This is a genomic window from Acidimicrobiales bacterium, assembly GCA_035316325.1.
Taxonomy (GTDB): domain Bacteria; phylum Actinomycetota; class Acidimicrobiia; order Acidimicrobiales; family VFJN01; genus DASXTK01.
Map to the genome: position 1 here is coordinate 41,600 of DATHJB010000212.1, position 15,817 is coordinate 57,416.

Here is a 15,817-nt window from a genome sequence, read left to right on the forward strand (position 1 = left end):
CAAACAACATCTTTGTGTCCTTTCGCCTTGTAACTCCGCACAGCGATTTACCCGCTGCTCCCCAATCCATCCGGTGCGTCTACGCTCCATGGGTTCATCCCGCATCCCGTCGTCTCTGGGGAGATCGTGCGTTCACAAGCAGTCGTCGTGGCTTTGCTCACCGTGGGCCTGGGTGTCCCCCTGGCGGCGTCGCCGGCCGCAGCCGAGGTGGCGGTGCCCGCCGCGCCGGCCCAGGAGGACGGCCTCGAGACCCGCACGAAGGCCACCTACGTGGTCGATCCGGCGGCCGCCGCCATCCGGGTGACCGTCGAGGTGACGCTCGCCAACCAGATCCCCGACCGGAACCGCAACGGGGTGATCGAGCAGGCCTACTTCTCCGAGATCGGCGTGCCGGTGCTCACCGAGGCCGCCAACTTCGTCGCCGCCGGGGGCGCCGGTCCGCTGACGGTGACCGCCCAGGACATCGGCAACCCCTACGTGCGCTCGGCGCTGGTCGACCTCGAGCCGAACCTCTTCTACGGGCAGAGCCAGACGGTGAAGCTCACCTACGACCTCCCCAACCAGCGGCCCCGGTCCCCGGGCGTGTCGCGGGCCAACGACGCCTTCGTGGCCTTCCCGGCGTTCACGTTCGGCGACGCCGGGCTCAGCAGCGTCGAGGTGCGGCTGCCGAAGCGCTACGAGGTCGAGGTGGTGGGCGCCGAGCTGGAGGAGACCACCCAGGGCGACCAGAAGATCCTCTCCGCCCAGAGCATCGAGGACCCCGACGGCTTCATCGCCTTCGTGGTGGGCACCGACGAGGCGAAGCTCGTCAGCAAGCCGGCCGACACCGACGGCGCCGAGGTGGTGGTGCGCGCCTGGCCCGACGACGCCGAGTGGGCCGACTTCGCCGCCAAGCAGGTCGCCGACGCCAAGCCCGTTCTGGAGGAGCTCGTCGGCCTGCCGTGGCCCCGCGACGACGAGCTGGCGATCGTCGAGTCCGCCAGCCCCTACGCCTACGGGTACGCCGGCTGGTACGACGAGGCCGACCACGCGATCAGCGTGGGTGACGAGCTGGACCCGCGGGTGATGGTGCACGAGCTGAGCCACGTGTGGTTCAACTCGCGGCTGTTCGCCGACCGCTGGGTGGCCGAGGGCTTCGCCGAGGAGTACGCCACCACGGCGCTGGAGGAGCTGGACCAGCCCCAGGACGGCCCCGCTGCCCCCGACCGGCGGGCCGCGGGCGCGGTCGCCCTCAACGACTGGTCGGACCCGTTCCTGCTCGACGAGACCAGCGAGGCCACGGAGCTGTACGGCTACGCGGCCTCGTGGTACATCGTCGACCAGATCGCCCAGGAGGTCGGGGTCGAGAAGCTGCGCGGCGTGCTCGACGCCGTCGCCGACCAGCGCATCACCTACACCGGCGACCCGGACCCCGAGTCGTTCGTGGGGGTCGCCGACTGGCAGCGGCTGCTCGACCTGCTGGAGGGCCAGGCCGGGTCGGCCAAGGCCCCGGAGCTGTGGGACACGTTCGTGGTCAACGACGAGCAGCGGGCCGAGCTCGCCGCCCGGACGACCGCGCGCACCACCTACGACGAGCTGGTGGCGAGCGGCGACGGCTGGACCCCGCCGCTGGAGGTGCGCCGGGCGATGGCCGAGTGGAACTTCGGCGCCCTCGACGACGCGGTCGCCGAGGCGGAGGACGTGCTCGCCGTGCGCGACGACATCGAGGCCGCGCTCGCCGGGCTCGACGTCGAGGACCTGGGGTTGGAGGAGGCCTACGAGACCGCCGAGGGGACGCAGACCGTGCTGCCCGTCGCCCGGGAAACCCTCGACGCCGCCGAGGCCTACGCCGCCGCCGACGGGCAGATGGACGAGGGCGTCGGCTTCCTCGGCGAGGTCGGGCTGCTGTGGTCGGGCACCGACGGCCGGCTCGACACCGCCCGGCGCGAGCTGGAGGCGGGCGATCCGGGGGCGTCGCTGCGGGCCAGCGCCGCGGTCGAGCAGAGCCTCGACGACGCGGCCCGCGACGGTGCCCTGCGGGTGGGCGGAGTGGTGCTGGTGGGCGGCGGCGGGCTGTTCGCCCTGTGGCGGATCCGCCGCTGGCGGCGTCGGCGCCGCAAGGGCAAGGTGGAGCGGGCCGAGCGCTCGGCCGAGGCGAAGCTGGCGGCCCTGCCGTCCCTCCCGCAGGTGGAGCCCCTCTCGTCGCTGACGGGCAAGCCACGGACGCCGCCTCCGTTGCCGCCGATGCCCCCGACCGGCCCCACGGCCCGGACGTCACCTCCAGCCGAGGACCCCGACACCCCGGCTCCTCGCCGCTTCACCGAGCTCTGAGCCCGAGGCATGCTGCGCCCACCGTGGCCGCGGAGGCCGAGGTACCTAGCCGCTGCCAAGAAGGTTCCGCCCAGGTACCAGCCGTGGCTGGTCGACCAGATCGGGACTCGATCTCCCCCGCAGTTCGGCTTGTACCGTGCCGGCTACCGGATGACCTATGTGGTTTTCGTCGCCGTCCTGGCCGTGCTCTGGGACGCGGTGATCCTCGGCGCCGCCCTGGTGCTGGTGGCCGTGATCATCACCGTTGTCCGGGCCGCATCGCCGAGCTACAGCGAGCGATCGAGGGCGGCGTTGGCGAGGTACGACGGACTGCCCATGGCGCCCTACGGCCCCGTACGTCACTCCGGGGAGCTGAGGTAGGCCTCGGTCACCCAGTCCCGGACGTCGGCGTCGACGTCGTCGGCGGTGCGCAGGTTCACGGTGTGCCAGTAGTGGGCGCCGGCCGGCTCGACCTTGCGGGCGATCCGGCGGCTCTCGACGCGGTGGGGGAGCGAGAAGCCGAGGGCGACCCACCGGGTCATCGGGGTGAGGACGGCGAAGGTCTGGGACCGCTTCAGGTAGATGCCGACCGACAGCGGCTCCACGTGCACGTCGCCGACGGAGTCGAGGTGGGCCATCACCGCCTCGAAGATCGGTCGCTCCCGCTCGGGGCCGGTGGAGAAGTACTCCTCCAGCGTCATCGCCGGGGTGCACTCGTGGCCCTGCCCGGGGCGGCGGAACCGCCGTTGGCACCTCGGGCAGGTCCAGGCCATTCCGTCGGGTCCCGTCAGCGGTCGAACTTGGTGGTGAGGACGATCGCCGAGGTGGTGCGCTCGACGCCGGAGATGCCGCCGATGCGGTCGAGCACCGAGTCGATCTCGGCGGTGGTCTCGGCGGCCACCACCGCGATCAGGTCGAAGGGGCCGCTCACCGTGTGGAGCGTACGGACCCCGTCGATCTTGCGCAGGGTCTGCTGCACGTGGTCGCTGCGCTTCGGGTCGACGGTCACGGCGACGTGGGCGGTCACCCGCCGGCCGGTGGCGGCGGGGCCGAGGCGGACCGTGTAGCCGGCCACCACGCCGCCGCGCTCCAGGCGCCGGATGCGCTCCTGCACCGTCGAGCGCGCCACCCGCAGGCGCTGGGCCAGGGCGGTGACCGATTGGCGGGCGTCCTCCACCAGCAGGTCGAAGATCCGGGTGTCGAGGGCGTCCACCCCGCCAGTCTGGCGGGACATCCGGCGATGTGACGGTTCCGGCGCGTCAGAGTGGGCAACGTGCCACGCCAAACTGTCACAGGGTCGTCGTAACGTTCGGCCATGAGCGACGACACCACCCCGGTCCTCGTCATCGGCGCCGGCCACATCGGCAGCGCCATCGCCTCCCTGCTCGACCGCACGTCCGACTACCAGGTCACGATCCTCGACCGCGACGAGCGGGCCCTCGCCACGGCGACCGCCAACCGCCCCGGTGTCCGCACCGTGGCGGGCGACTCCACCGACGGCGCCCTGCTCACCCGTCTCGCCGGCGAGCATGCGATGGTGCTCAGCGCCGCGCCGTTCCACCTCACCACCACGGTCGCCACCGTGGCCCGCAACGCCGGCGCCCACTACTTCGACCTCACGGAGGACCGTTCGTCCTCGCGTGCGGTGCGGGCGCTCGCCGCCGACGCCCGCTCCGTCCTCATGCCCCAGTGCGGGCTGGCGCCCGGCTTCATCTCCGTGGTCGCCGCCTCGCTGGCCGGCCGCTTCGACGAGCTGCGCTCCGTGTCGCTGCGGGTCGGGGCGCTGCCGCAGTTCCCCACCAACGCCCTCAAGTACAACCTCACCTGGTCCACCGACGGGCTCATCAACGAGTACTGCAACCCGTGTGAGGCCGTCGTCGACGGGGAGCTACGGGAGGTGCCGGCTCTCGAAGAGGTCGAGGCGTTCTCGCTCGACGGCGTCACCTACGAGGCGTTCAACACGTCGGGCGGGCTGGGCACGCTGGCCGAGACCCTGGCGGGGCGGGTCGAGACCCTCAACTACAAGACCGTCCGCTACCCGGGGCACCGCGACGTGATCTCGCTGCTGGTGCGAGACCTGCGCCTGGCCCGCCGCCGCGACGTGCTCAAGGACGTGCTGGAGACCGCGATCCCGGTGACCCACCAGGACGTGGTGCTCGTGTTCGTCAGCGTGTCGGGCATCCGGGACGGCGTGCTCACCCAGGAGACGTTCGCCCGCAAGGTGTACGCCTCCGAGGTCGACGGCGAGCCCTACTCGGCCATCCAGCTCACTACCGCGGCCGGCATCTGCGCCATGGCCGACCTGGTGCGGCAGGAGAAGCTGCCGACCACCGGCTTCGTCCGCCAGGAGGACTGCTCGCTGGAGGAGTTCCTGGCCAACCGGTTCGGGGCCCTCTACCTGCGGGGCACGGCGGTGAGCACATGAGCGCGCACGCCGACGAGATCCTCGCGGCGGTCGGGCTCGATCCGGCCGGGCTGCGGGAGGGCGACCTCGTCACCTCCAGTCCGGTCGACGGGGTCGAGGTGGCCCGTCTGCGGACCACCTCGGCCGACGAGCTCGACGCCGTGCTCGACCGGGCGGTCGCCACCTTCGGGCGCTGGCGCAACGTGCCGGCGCCCAAGCGGGGCGAGCTGGTGCGCCTCTTCGGCGAGGAGCTGCGGGCGTCGAAGGAGCCGCTCGCCGCGCTGGTGACGCTGGAGTGCGGGAAGATCCTGGCCGAGGCCCGCGGCGAGGTGCAGGAGATGATCGACATCTGCGACTTCGCCGTCGGGAAGTCGCGGCAGCTCTACGGCCGCACCATCGCCTCCGAGCGGCCCGGCCACCGCATGATGGAGACGTGGCACCCGCGGGGCGTGGTGGGCGTGATCTCGGCGTTCAACTTCCCCGTCGCCGTGTGGGCCTGGAACGCCGCGCTGGCGCTGGTGTGCGGTGACCCGATCGTGTGGAAGCCGTCGGAGAAGACGCCGCTGTGCGCGCTGGCGACGCAGCGGATCCTCGACCGGGCGATCGCCCGGTTCGCCGAGGAGTCGGGCGGCGACGACGACTGGTCGGGCCTCTCGGCGGTGGTGCTGGGGGAGCGCGGTGTCGGCCAGCAGCTGGTGGCGGACCCTCGGGTGGCGCTGGTGTCGGCCACGGGGTCGGTGCCGATGGGGCGGGCCGTCGGGCCGGTGGTGGCCGAGCGCTTCGGCAGCTCGCTGTTGGAGCTGGGTGGCAACAACGCGATGGTCGTCACGCCGTCGGCCGACCTCGACCTGGCGGTGCGGGCCATCGTGTTCTCCGCCGTGGGCACCGCCGGGCAGCGCTGCACGTCGCTGCGGCGACTGATCGTCCACCACTCGATCGCCGACGACCTCGTCGCCCGGCTGCAGTCGGTGTACGAGGGGCTGCCGATCGGCGACCCGTTCGCGGCGTCGACGCTGGTCGGCCCGCTGATCGACGGCGCCGCCCTCGAGGCGATGGACAAGGCGCTCGCCGCGGCCCAGGCCGACGGCGGGGTGGTGCACGGCGGCGGTCGGGCGCTGGCGTCCGAGCACCCGGGCGCGGCCTACGCCCGTCCGGCGCTGGTGGAGATGCCGGGCCAGACCGACCTGGTGCGCCGGGAGACGTTCGCCCCCGTCCTCTACGTGCTGCGCTACGACGACCTCGACGAGGCGATCGCCCTCAACAACGGGGTCACGCAGGGCCTGTCGTCGTGCATCTTCACCCTCGACGTGCGCGAGGCCGAGCGCTTCGTCGCCGCCGACGGGTCCGACTGCGGGATCGCCAACGTCAACATCGGGCCGTCCGGGGCGGAGATCGGCGGCGCGTTCGGCGGCGAGAAGGAGACCGGTGGGGGCCGCGAGTCCGGCTCCGACGCCTGGCGCGCCTACATGCGGCGCTCGACGGCGACCGTCAACTTCTCCACGGATCTGCCCTTGGCGCAGGGCATCGAGTTCGAGGTGGGCTAGCGGCAGTGGCCATGGACGAGCTGCTCGCTGCCCTCGTCGGCGGGGACCGGGCCAACCGGTTGCTCTCGACAGCCCTCCTGCCGGAAGCATTGGCAGGGGAGGAGCAACCGCGCGGCCAGGTCGACCGGGCGACCGCGGCTGTGGCGTTGGGCCTGGTGCTGCTGGACGATCTGCTGGACCGGGTGCACTCCGGGGCCCGCTACGTCGACGCCCAGCGCGACGTGCGGCGGCGGATCGTGCTCGACCACGGCGCCGTGCGGACCGTCGACGGGCCCACCGGGGCGCTGCCGCCGGGCGCCGAGTCGCTGCGCCGGGTGCTGGTGCCGCTGGGCTACGAGGAGAGCGGGATCTACCCGCTCGACCGCATCCACATGACCGGCAAGGCGTTCACCCACCGCGACCTGCCCGAGGGCGTGTTGCAGTACTTCGTGTCGGAGCTGCACGTCGACCGGCTGCCCCCGTCGGCCCAGGAGGCCGTCCACCGGGTGGTCGGCTCGTCGGTCGACCCGTTGGCCCCTGACGTCGCCGGACTGCTCGACCGCCTGGCCGCCCGGGGTCGGCTGCCGCTCGACGACGCCGTGCGGCTGGTGCGGGGCGCGGCCCGGTGCTTCGGCCGCCACCACCCGGATCCCCGGCTCGACGACTACGAGCTGCTGCTGGAGCACTCGGCGGAGATGGCGTGGATCGCCACCGAGGGCACCGCCTTCAACCACGCCACCGACCGGGTGCCCGACGTCGATGCCCTGGCGGTGTCGCTGTGGCAGCGGGGCGGCTGGCCGCTGAAGTCGACCGTGGAGCGGTCGGGCAGTGGGCGGGTGCGCCAGACGGCGCTGCACGCCGACACGGTGGTGCGGCGCTTCCGCCTGTCGGGTGACGGCGGCGGCAGCAGCAGCGGCGAGGTGGAGCGCGAGGTGCCGGGGTCGTTCTTCGAGTTCATCTCCCGCGACCAGTTGCCCGACGGTTCGGGCCTCGACCTGGCGTTCGACGCCGCCAACGCCTCGGGCATCTTCGCCATGACCCGGAGGTGATATCCGCCCGCTCCCGGGGGAGAGTGGGGGCGTGGGTGGAGGACGGGTGGCGGTCGCGCTCCTGGCGCTGGTCTTCATGGCCGGCGCGTCGTCGTGCTCCGGCGACGACAGCGACGACGGCGGGCCCGAGCCGACCGTCGACGGCGGGCTGACCGTCGACCCGACGGGCCGCTTCGGCATCCCCGCCGACGAGACGCCGTCGGGCCTGGAGCTGTGCGCGGTCGAGGGCCCCTCGACGGCACACGTCGATGCCCCGCAGGTGGCGCTCTACGGCGAGGTCGACCGGGAGGACCCCTACGCCGGGCCGATGCTGGGGGTGGTCTGGGGGCCGGAGGACCAGGTCGATCCCGCCGGCGACGGGGAGCCGACGCCGGTGGAGGTGCGGGCGACGTCGGGCGTGCTGGCGCCCATCACCGTGTTCCAGCAGACGGTGCTGCCCGAGCTGGGGACGGTGGTCGCCTGGCGGGAGGCGGGCCGGGCGGTCGGGCTCTACGGGCGGCGGTGGTCACCCGACCGGGCCGACGAGCTGGTGGCGCTGGCCGACGCGCTCACGTTCGGCGACGGCCTGTTCCAGCTGCCCGACGCGGCGCTGCCCGCCGGCTACGGGCTCGTCTACCTGGGCTCGGCGGCGTCGCTGTCGCTGCTGCTGCCCCTCGAGACCGACTACCGGGTGCTGTACCGGACCGGCGAGGGCGAGGGGACCGGCGTGGTGAGCGTGTACGGGCTGGAGGGGACGGTCGAGGAGTTCGAGGCGTTCCGGTTCCTTACCCGGGAGCTGTCGGAGGCCGACGTCCACGGCGTCGAGATGCTCACCGGCAACGCCTGGGGTGACACGGGCCCGGCGGTGGCCACCTGGCGCGAGCCCGACGGCCGCATCCTGCGGATCGTCGGCACCGGCGTCGACCTCCCCGTCATCACCGAGCTGGCCCAGTACACCCGCCAACTCACCCCCGCCGAGTGGTCCGACCTCGAATCCGCCGTCACCTCCTGCCCCGACGACTGACCCGGTCCCTCACGGGCCCAGGAGCGCGGCGGGTACGACGGCGATGCCGTCCGGGCGCCGGTAGGCCTCGGTGCCCGTCGTCACGACGACGGCGTCCAGCAGGTCGTCGCCGATCTGGTCGCGGAGCCACAGGAGGTGCCGGAGATCCTGGTTGTCGACCGTTTGCGAGAGCTTGACCTCGATGGCGACGACACGGTGATCACCCCGCTCCACGATCAGGTCGATCTCGTGCTCGCCGCCACGGGTGCGGAGGTGCTTCACCTGGGCCTCCGCGGCCTGCGCCGCAACCCGCACCCCCAGTGTGACGAGCGACTCGAAGAGCGCACCGAGCAGCGCTCCTCGCCGCGGAATGGTCGGTCCGAGTGGCTGGGCGTCGAGCAGGGCGGCCATGTCGGCGCCCAGGAGTCGGGCGGCCAGCGCCGGGTCCGCCAGGTGATGCTTGGGCGGCGAGGAGAGCCTGGCGAGGGGATTGCGGCTGGGCAGCCAGGCGGGCAGCGCGTCGATGATCCAGAGCCGTTCCAACATGTCGCGGTAGGGCTGCGTGGTGCTTTTGGCCGGCTTGTGCCCCTCGCCGCTCGTGGCGGCGTCACGGATGGTCTCGTACGACGCGGTCGTCGCGGTGGCGGCGGCGTAAGCCGTCATCCAGCGTCGGAGCAACGACGGGTTGCGGACCGACAGCCCGACCTCCGGTAGGTCGTGCTCGGCGATGCGGGTGAGGTACCCGTCGAGCTGAGTTCGGAGGGCACGGCCGCTGAGCCCCCGAAGCCCCGGGAAGCCCGATCCGACGATCTCGTCGACGTAGGCGACCAGCCTGACGTCCGTCCCACCTTCGATCGCTGGCCTGTGGCCGGCCAACAGCGCGGCCAAGCTGACGGTCGGCTGGCCGATGCCTCGCTCGTGGAGCGTCAGGGGTCGCATGCGCAGGCTCACGATGCGCCCGGCTCCCGAGTGCGTGGGATGCTCAGTCGGAGTCGTCGAGCCGGTGAGGAGGAACTGCCCCGGTGCGGCGTCGGCATCGACGGCCCGTCGCACGAGGTCCCACGATCGGGGCAGCAGCTGCCACTCGTCGATGAGGATCGGCGGGTCGCCGTCCACCAGCCGGCCGGGGTCGGCCTCGATGAGCTGGCGACGTTCGGGCTCGTCGAGGCGATTGACAGTTCTGGCTCGGCGGGAGGCGGTCTCCGTCTTCCCGACCGCACGCGGGCCTTCGAGCGAGATCGCCGGGAGGGCAGGCAGCAGTAGGTCGAGCTCGTTGTCGACGACCCGGGGAAGGTAGTCGGTCGTCCCTGGTGGCATGGCTCTACGCTACCGATTGGCGTATCGCTGCACTACCGAATGGCGGATCTCTGCGCTACCGACCGGCGGAGGGTCACGGTTCGAGGCGGGACTTGGCGGTGGCGGCGGTGAGGGGGTCGGAGGTGTCGTGGGCCGTGTCGTGGGCGGTGTGCCAGAGCGAGCGGGCGGCGGTGGGGTCCTCGTGGAGGTGGGCGACGTCGCCGGCGTAGAGGAGGCAGCGGGCCAGCAGCGGGGTGGCGGGGCGGTCGGCCAGGTAGGTGGTCAGCTCGGTGAGCATCTCGTCGGCCTGGTCGGGGCGGGGCGGGTCGAACGAGAGGAGCGCCGCCGCGGCGTTGAGCCGGACCTCGGCCGCCCCGGCCTCGTCGCCCAGCCGCCCGTACACCCGCAGCGCCTCCTGCCAGGCTCGCACCGCGTCCTGCTCCTGGCCCAGCGTGGCGTACACCAGCACGACGTTGGCGAGGGCGGCGGCGTAGCCCCGCTCGTCGACGTCCTCGAGGGCGTTGGCCGCCTCGACCAGGTAGTGGCGGGCCTGCTCGGTGTGGCCGCTGCGACGCAGGGCCTCGCCCAGGTTCAGGTCGGTGATGCCCCGGCCCACCCGGTCGCCCGAGCCGCGGTGCCGCCGGGCGTCGGTCAGGTCCTCCAGCGCCTCCTCGGTGCGGCCGAGGTGCAGCTTGGCCACGCCCCGGTTGGTGAGCGCCTGCGACTGGCCCCGGTGACCGCGGAGCCGCAGGGCCGCGCCCAGCTCGTCGATCGCCTTGGTCCACTGGCCCCGCCGCAGCGCCACCGCCCCGAGCCCGTTGTGCGCCCAACCCTCGGCGTCGGGGAAGCGCGAGGCCGCCGCGATCACCCGCACCGACTCGCACAGCGCCCGCCAGCGCTTCTCGCTGCCCCACCGCTCGTACCAGGCCCGCAGCCCCCGGGCCAGGCGGAACCAGGCGCGGCGGGCCCGCCACGGCGGCGCTACGACGTCGGCCCCGCGGGTCGGCGCCGGCGCCATCACCACCCGGTGGAGCAGGTGCCAGTGCCGGGAGAACCACTCCTCGGCGGCGGCAGCGACGGCCTGCTCCCGGGGCGTGCGTGCGGTCGCCAGCGTGAGCCGCTCGGCCTGCTCCGACGCCCGGCGGGCCAGGTGGCGGACCAGGCGGGTGTAGGCCCGGCGCCGCTGCGCCGCCGGCTCGTCGTGGTGCAGGTGCAGGCGGGCCAGCCGGGCCAGCTCGGGGTGGAGTCGCCGCATGTCGTCGCCCCGCTGCTGCAGGAAGCCGGCGGCCGACAGCTCGTCGAGACACGCCGTGGTCCGGCGGGCCAGCCGTCGTCCGGCCAGCGCGGCGACGGCGTCGGGCGTGAGGAAGTCGTCCACCATCGACAGCAGCCGCACCAGGCGCCGGGCCGGTTCGCCCAGGGTGCAGTAGGCGACGTGGGCGCGGCAGGCGGCGTCGATCGAGTCGCGGCGTTCGACCGACGCGTACGGCGGCGCGTCGAGGGTCCGCCGCAGCGCCTGGGCCAGGCCGGCCGCCGCCGTCTGGCGCCGGTCGCCCCAACCGCCCAGCTCGTGGAGGGCCTTGGGCTGGCCGGCGAAGAGCCGGGCGATGGTCGCCACGGCCTGCTTGTACTCGGCCTTCGGCTCGGTGTGCAGTCGGGGGTGGGCTCGCTCGAAGAGGTCGACGGCGTCGCGGAGCGGGAGGGGTCGCACGTCGAGCGTCTGGGCCGCGGTCCGCCCCCGCAGCGCCGGGCCGCCGGCGACCAGGAGGTGGCAGCCGGCGCCGAGGATGGGGCGGATCTGCTCGGGGCGGTCGACGTTGTCGAGCAGGAACAGGATGCGCCGCCCGGCCACCAGGCGCTGCAGGTCGGCCGCAGCCTGCACGTCGCTCTCGGACGGCGGCAGCTCGCCGACCTCGGCCAGCCGGGCCATCAGCTCCATGGTCTGGCGGGCGGTCAGGGGCTCGGGCGACGTGCGCAGGTCGACGTACACCCGGCCCTCCCGCAGCAGGCCGGCGTCCCAGGAGTCGTGGCCCGCCCGGCACATCAGCCACGACGTGCCGACGCCCCGGTCACCGACCAGGACCACGACCGGCGACCGTTGGATCAGCCCGCGGGTGCGTCCTGGCCCGGGCGACGTGCCCACGATCCGGTCGAGCTCGGCGGTGCGGCCCACGAACCCGGCGACGGGCGGCAGGTTGTGGGGGTGGCGGGCCGGCTCGGCGGCGGATGACCGGCGGGACTCCACGGACAGCATGGGAGCGGCTGGCTCGACGGGGTCGGCGAGGGCCCGGCGCAGGCGGCCCACGAGCCAGCGGACGAGCGGCGGCAGCGCCGTGACCAGCAGGAGACCGGCGATCAGCACGCCCACCGGGACGGGCCCGAGCTTGTCGCCGAGACCCTCGAGCAGCCCCTCCCGCGCCAGGGCGAGGCCACCGGCTCCGAGCGCGGCGAGCCCGGTGGCCACCTGCCGGCGGCGGCGGAGGTCGCCCTCGTGGTCACGGTCGCCGTCGCCGTCGGGAGGCTCCATGTCGCTCACCGCAGGGCCCCGCTCACCAGGCCGCTGACGATGCGGCGGCGGACGACGAGCACCAGCAGCAGCGGCACCACCGAGGCGATCACGGCGCTCGCCGCCAGCGCCCCGCTGCTGGCCACGAACTGCCGGGACTGGCCGTGCAGCACCACCCCCAGCGGCGCGGCGTTGGGGCCGCCGAAGAGGAGGCCGACCACGAAGTCGTTCCACACCTGCACGAACTCCAGGACGAAGACCGCGATGGCCGTCGTCACCGCCGAGGGCGCCAGGTTCCACACCACCTCCCACTCGCGGCGACCCGCCAGCCGGGCCCGCCGCAGCCGGTCGAGCTCGACGTCGGACAGGGCGTTGCGCAGCAGCAGCACCGCGAACGGCAGCCCCAGGGCGACGTGCACGAGGCCGAGGCCGAACGTGGTGTCGGTGAGGTGCAGCGTGCGCAGGACGTCGTCGATCGGGCCGGCGACCACCTGCACCGGCACCACCGCCGCGCCCAGCAGGACGAAGCCGGCGAGCTGGGCGGGGACGGTCGGCGTCCAGGCGATGGCCGATGCCGCCAGCAGCGCCACCCCGGTCACCACGCACGCCACCACCAGCGCCAGGGCGCCCGTCAGCAGCAGCGAGCGCCACAGGTCGTCGCCCTGCAGCGCCACCCGGTACGACTCCAGGCTGGTCGGCCGGTGCCACCAACCGGACACGGCGGCGTCGCGAGGGGTCTGCCACGCCGTGCCCAGCAGCACCGCCAGCGGGAACAGCCACAGCACCGACGCCGCCAGCAGCACCGTGCGACGTGTGGCCTGCCGCCACGCCGGGGGCAAGTCCCCGGCGGTCGGGTCGTCGGCGGCGGCGACCTCGTCGTCGGTCAGCAGCAGCGGCGGCGGCCACTTCTGGCGCGACCACCAGGCCGCCCCGGTCACGGCCAGGATCACGATCGCCAGCCAGATGACGCCCAGCGCCGCCGATGGCCCCGTGGTGGTGCCTTCCGAGGTCTGCCACTGCAGCACCCCCAGCACCGAGGCCTCGTCGAGCACCGAGCCGGGTGCCATCACGAGGATCAGGTCGAACGACCGGACCGTCGCCAGCGCCACCAGCGCGAACACGATGGCGTACGTGCGGCGCAGCACCGGTCGCCAGCGGGCGTCGAGGAACACCTCGCGCCGCCCGCCGCCGTGGGCGAGCACCGCGTCGGCCAGCTCGGGCCGCACCCGGTCGAGCGCGGTGCGGAACACCACCAGCGCCAGGCCGACCCAGGCCCACACGAACGCCGACATCAGCGCCACCGTCACCAGCCGCGGCCCCAGGAACGACAGGCCCACCGAGCCGCTCACCGGGCCGCGGGCGGGGTCCGGGTCGTAGACGAGGCGGAACACGATGCCGGTCACCACCAGTGGCAGCGCGATGGGTGCCACCAGCACGAACGTGGCCAGGCGACCGGTGCGCCCGCGCCGCGACACGATCGCCAGGGCGAACCCGAGGGTGGTGACGACCGCCGGGACGAGGGCGCCCCACAGCAGCGTGCGGCCGATCACCGTCCCGGCGCCGTGCAGCTCCAGGGCCGTCCGGAAGTGGCGCAGGCCCACGAAGCCGAGGTCGTCGTCGGTCACGCTGGCCACGACGATCCGCAGCACCGGCCATGCCACGAACAGCCCCAGCACGAGCGTGGCGGGGGCGAGCAGCATCGCCGACGTCGCCGCTCGCGGGTAGGCGCGCCCCCGCCGCTCCGGCCCGACGTCGGGCACCAGCCGGGTCTGGCCCAGCAGCCGGGGCGGGGCCGGGTCAGCCACAGGCACGCGGGTCGATCCCCCGGGTGTCGGTGTAGCTGTGGGCGGCGTCGTCGAGGCGGCGGGTGACGTCGGCGACGACCTCGTCGCGCGCGGCGCCAGGTCGGGTGGCGGCGGCGAAGAAGTCCTGCAGGATGCGCCAGCTGCCCTGACCCTCGCCGCCGCCCAGCGGCCCGGCCAGGAGGTCGGAGAGGTCGAAGCGCAGGTCGTCGCCGGCGGTGAGCAGCTCCTGGGCGAGCAGGCGCTGCACGTCGTCGTGGTAGTGCTCGGCCTCGTGGGCCAGGACGTTGGGGGCGAGGAAGCCACCGGCCCGCAGCCAGGGGGCGAACGTGTCGGCGTCGGTCAGCCAGTGCAGCAGCTCGCGGGCGTCGTCGGTGTCGCTGAGCAGCACCGCGGCGTCGCCGCCCACCACCAACGGGCGGTCGTCGCGGCGGCCGGTGGGCGACGGGAAGCGGAAGAACCCGGGTTCCCGGTCGTCGTCGGTGGCGAAGCGCTCGATCACTGCCGTGACGAAGTCACCCTCGAACATCGCCAGCGCGGTGCCGGCCGCGAACACCTGCACCACCGACTCCTCGTTCTGGGTCAGCAGCGCCCGCGACGGTCCGCCGGGGAAGGCGCCGGGCACGCTCCACATGTCGTACAGGTCGCCGAACGACCGGGTGACCTCGGGCTCCGACCACCGTGGCCGGCCCCGGGAGAGGGCGTGGTACTGCTCGCAGTCGGTGCGGGCGGCCAGCAGGTTCTCCAGCCAGTCGGTGAGCACCCAGCCGTCGGCGGCGCCGATCGCCAGCGGGGCGGGGCCGTCGTCGCTCCGGGACGCCTCGGCCAGCCGCTCGACCTGGGCGACCAGCCCGGTCCACGAGGTGGGCGCGTCGAACGGCTCCGACGGCTGCTGCCAGAACAGCGACTTGTGCGTCGCCTTGACCCAGACCCCGTAGAGGGTGCCGTCCACTCGGAGCAGGTCCCGCCAGGGGTCGGGGAAGCGCCGCCTCAAGGCCGACGTCTCCGGGATCTCCACCAGCCACCCCTCGTCCACGTAGGTGGGCAGCAGGCCCGGGCGGGACAGCACCGCGATGTCGGGGCTGTTGCCGGCCCGGTGGCGGGCGCGCAGGAAGGCGTCGATCTCGTCGCCGGCGCTGGTCACGTCGACCCGGCCGGGGTAGGCGTCGAGCACCTCACGGAAGCGGTCGAGCTCGCCGCCGCTCCACACCACCGCCACCTCGAGGCGACGACCCCGTCCCCGGGTGCAGCCGGTGAGCGCGGGGAGGACACCCGCGGTCGCGGTGGCCGCCGCGCCCGCCAGGAGCGCCCGCCGGGAGATCATGCGAGCGCCGTCGCCGGCGCGCAGCGGTCGAGGTTGCTCTGCAGGACGGCGTCGTCGGTGCAGACCACCACCGCCAGCGCATCGCCCGACGGCAGCCGGACCTGGGTGAACACCGCGTGCTCCCGGAGGGCCAGCGCGTCGGCCTCGGGCAGGTCGACCACCAGCGCCGTCGGCGGGTAGCGCAGCACCGCCCGGGCGATGGCGGCCCGCAGGCGCTGGTCGGGGGTGACGGCGTGGGGCAGGCGGCTCTGCACGCTCACCAGCTCCAGCTGGGTGGTGAGCTCCACCACCTCGTCGTCGACCAGCCCCCGGATCTGCTCGGCGGGGTCGAGCCGGTACCGGTAGGTGATGTTGTCGACGATGCTCAGGTGGGGGAGGAGGCCGCCGCCGGCGGGGACGTAGCCGATCCTCCGGGCCGGGGGTGCCACCGCGGTGACGTCGCGGTCGCCGGTGACGATCCGGCCGGCGACCGGCGGCGTCAGGCCGGCGATCGTGCGGGCGAACGCCCGGCCGACGGGCCGTGAGGGCACGGCCACACCCACGACCTCGCCGCGGTCGGCGGCGGCCGTGACGTGGAAGCGGGCGCCGCTCGGCGACGCGCGCACGGTCAGATCGTCGAGCTGCAGCGCTGCCATGTCACCC

Annotated in this window: 13 protein-coding genes; 6 read left to right on the top strand and 7 right to left on the bottom strand. The window is 74.0% G+C overall.

Annotated elements, in window-relative coordinates:
- Positions 1-147: 147 nt before the first annotated feature.
- On the top strand, positions 148-2,310 hold the full coding sequence (locus VK611_27520) for a hypothetical protein (GenBank protein HMG45112.1): 2,163 nt from the start codon (positions 148-150) through the stop codon (positions 2,308-2,310).
- 150 nt (positions 2,311-2,460) lie between these two features.
- Positions 2,461-2,670 carry a hypothetical protein gene (locus VK611_27525; protein ID HMG45113.1) on the top strand — a complete coding sequence of 70 codons (210 nt, stop codon included), beginning with the start codon at positions 2,461-2,463 and terminating at the stop codon, positions 2,668-2,670.
- On the opposite strand, the gene VK611_27530 is transcribed toward VK611_27525, so the two are convergent.
- Together VK611_27530 and VK611_27535 are read right to left on the bottom strand one after the other, a co-directional pair.
- Positions 2,649-2,990: a DUF5655 domain-containing protein gene (locus VK611_27530; GenBank protein ID HMG45114.1), complete on the bottom strand. Its 342-nt coding sequence runs from the start codon at positions 2,988-2,990 to the stop codon at positions 2,649-2,651. The genes VK611_27525 and VK611_27530 overlap by 22 nt on opposite strands.
- 86 nt (positions 2,991-3,076) lie before the next feature.
- Complete coding sequence (locus VK611_27535; protein HMG45115.1) at positions 3,077-3,523, bottom strand: Lrp/AsnC family transcriptional regulator; 447 nt, start codon at positions 3,521-3,523, stop codon at positions 3,077-3,079.
- Positions 3,524-3,604: 81 nt separating this feature from the next.
- Between VK611_27535 and VK611_27540 the strand changes: the two genes are divergently transcribed.
- From VK611_27540 to VK611_27555, 4 genes are read left to right on the top strand one after another with little or no spacing between them, the layout of a single operon-like run.
- The gene (locus VK611_27540) at positions 3,605-4,714 is read left to right on the top strand and encodes a saccharopine dehydrogenase C-terminal domain-containing protein (protein HMG45116.1); all 1,110 of its coding nucleotides are present in this window, start codon (positions 3,605-3,607) and stop codon (positions 4,712-4,714) included.
- The gene (locus tag VK611_27545) at positions 4,711-6,237 is read left to right on the top strand and encodes an aldehyde dehydrogenase family protein (protein HMG45117.1); all 1,527 of its coding nucleotides are present in this window, start codon (positions 4,711-4,713) and stop codon (positions 6,235-6,237) included. Before VK611_27540 ends, VK611_27545 begins: the two co-directional genes overlap by 4 nt.
- A gap of 11 nt (positions 6,238-6,248) precedes the next feature.
- Positions 6,249-7,265: a DUF1338 family protein gene (locus VK611_27550; protein HMG45118.1), complete on the top strand. Its 1,017-nt coding sequence runs from the start codon at positions 6,249-6,251 to the stop codon at positions 7,263-7,265.
- Positions 7,266-7,296: 31 nt separating this feature from the next.
- On the top strand, positions 7,297-8,268 hold the full coding sequence (locus VK611_27555; protein HMG45119.1) for a hypothetical protein: 972 nt from the start codon (positions 7,297-7,299) through the stop codon (positions 8,266-8,268).
- Positions 8,269-8,277: 9 nt separating this feature from the next.
- On the opposite strand, the gene VK611_27560 is transcribed toward VK611_27555, so the two are convergent.
- The 5 genes from VK611_27560 to VK611_27580 form a co-directional block, all read right to left on the bottom strand.
- On the bottom strand, positions 8,278-9,564 hold the full coding sequence (locus VK611_27560; protein ID HMG45120.1) for a DUF4143 domain-containing protein: 1,287 nt from the start codon (positions 9,562-9,564) through the stop codon (positions 8,278-8,280).
- 73 nt (positions 9,565-9,637) lie between these two features.
- Complete coding sequence (locus tag VK611_27565; GenBank protein ID HMG45121.1) at positions 9,638-12,070, bottom strand: tetratricopeptide repeat protein; 2,433 nt, start codon at positions 12,068-12,070, stop codon at positions 9,638-9,640.
- A gap of 5 nt (positions 12,071-12,075) precedes the next feature.
- Positions 12,076-13,860, bottom strand: coding sequence for an ABC transporter permease subunit (locus VK611_27570; GenBank protein HMG45122.1), 1,785 nt, complete (start codon positions 13,858-13,860; stop codon positions 12,076-12,078).
- The gene (locus VK611_27575; GenBank protein ID HMG45123.1) at positions 13,847-15,175 is read right to left on the bottom strand and encodes an ABC transporter substrate-binding protein; all 1,329 of its coding nucleotides are present in this window, start codon (positions 15,173-15,175) and stop codon (positions 13,847-13,849) included. Before VK611_27575 ends, VK611_27570 begins: the two co-directional genes overlap by 14 nt.
- A complete protein-coding gene (locus VK611_27580) occupies positions 15,172-15,810 on the bottom strand; it encodes an ATP-binding cassette domain-containing protein (GenBank protein ID HMG45124.1) in 639 nt (212 codons plus the stop codon). The genes VK611_27575 and VK611_27580 overlap by 4 nt, the downstream gene beginning before the upstream one ends.
- Positions 15,811-15,817: the final 7 nt, after the last annotated feature.

What these genes read in the sequence shown, in the direction of transcription:
- VK611_27525 (HMG45113.1), top strand. Translation starts at nt 2,461, where the DNA reads ATGACCTATGTGGTTTTCGTCGCCGTCCTGGCCGTGCTCTGGGACGCG.
- VK611_27530 (HMG45114.1), bottom strand. Translation starts at nt 2,990, where the DNA reads ATGACGCTGGAGGAGTACTTCTCCACCGGCCCCGAGCGGGAGCGACCG.
- VK611_27535 (HMG45115.1), bottom strand. Translation starts at nt 3,523, where the DNA reads ATGTCCCGCCAGACTGGCGGGGTGGACGCCCTCGACACCCGGATCTTC.
- VK611_27540 (HMG45116.1), top strand. Translation starts at nt 3,605, where the DNA reads ATGAGCGACGACACCACCCCGGTCCTCGTCATCGGCGCCGGCCACATC.
- VK611_27545 (HMG45117.1), top strand. Translation starts at nt 4,711, where the DNA reads ATGAGCGCGCACGCCGACGAGATCCTCGCGGCGGTCGGGCTCGATCCG.
- VK611_27550 (HMG45118.1), top strand. Translation starts at nt 6,249, where the DNA reads ATGGACGAGCTGCTCGCTGCCCTCGTCGGCGGGGACCGGGCCAACCGG.
- VK611_27560 (HMG45120.1), bottom strand. Translation starts at nt 9,564, where the DNA reads ATGCCACCAGGGACGACCGACTACCTTCCCCGGGTCGTCGACAACGAG.
- VK611_27565 (HMG45121.1), bottom strand. Translation starts at nt 12,070, where the DNA reads ATGGAGCCTCCCGACGGCGACGGCGACCGTGACCACGAGGGCGACCTC.
- VK611_27575 (HMG45123.1), bottom strand. Translation starts at nt 15,175, where the DNA reads ATGATCTCCCGGCGGGCGCTCCTGGCGGGCGCGGCGGCCACCGCGACC.
- VK611_27580 (HMG45124.1), bottom strand. Translation starts at nt 15,810, where the DNA reads ATGGCAGCGCTGCAGCTCGACGATCTGACCGTGCGCGCGTCGCCGAGC.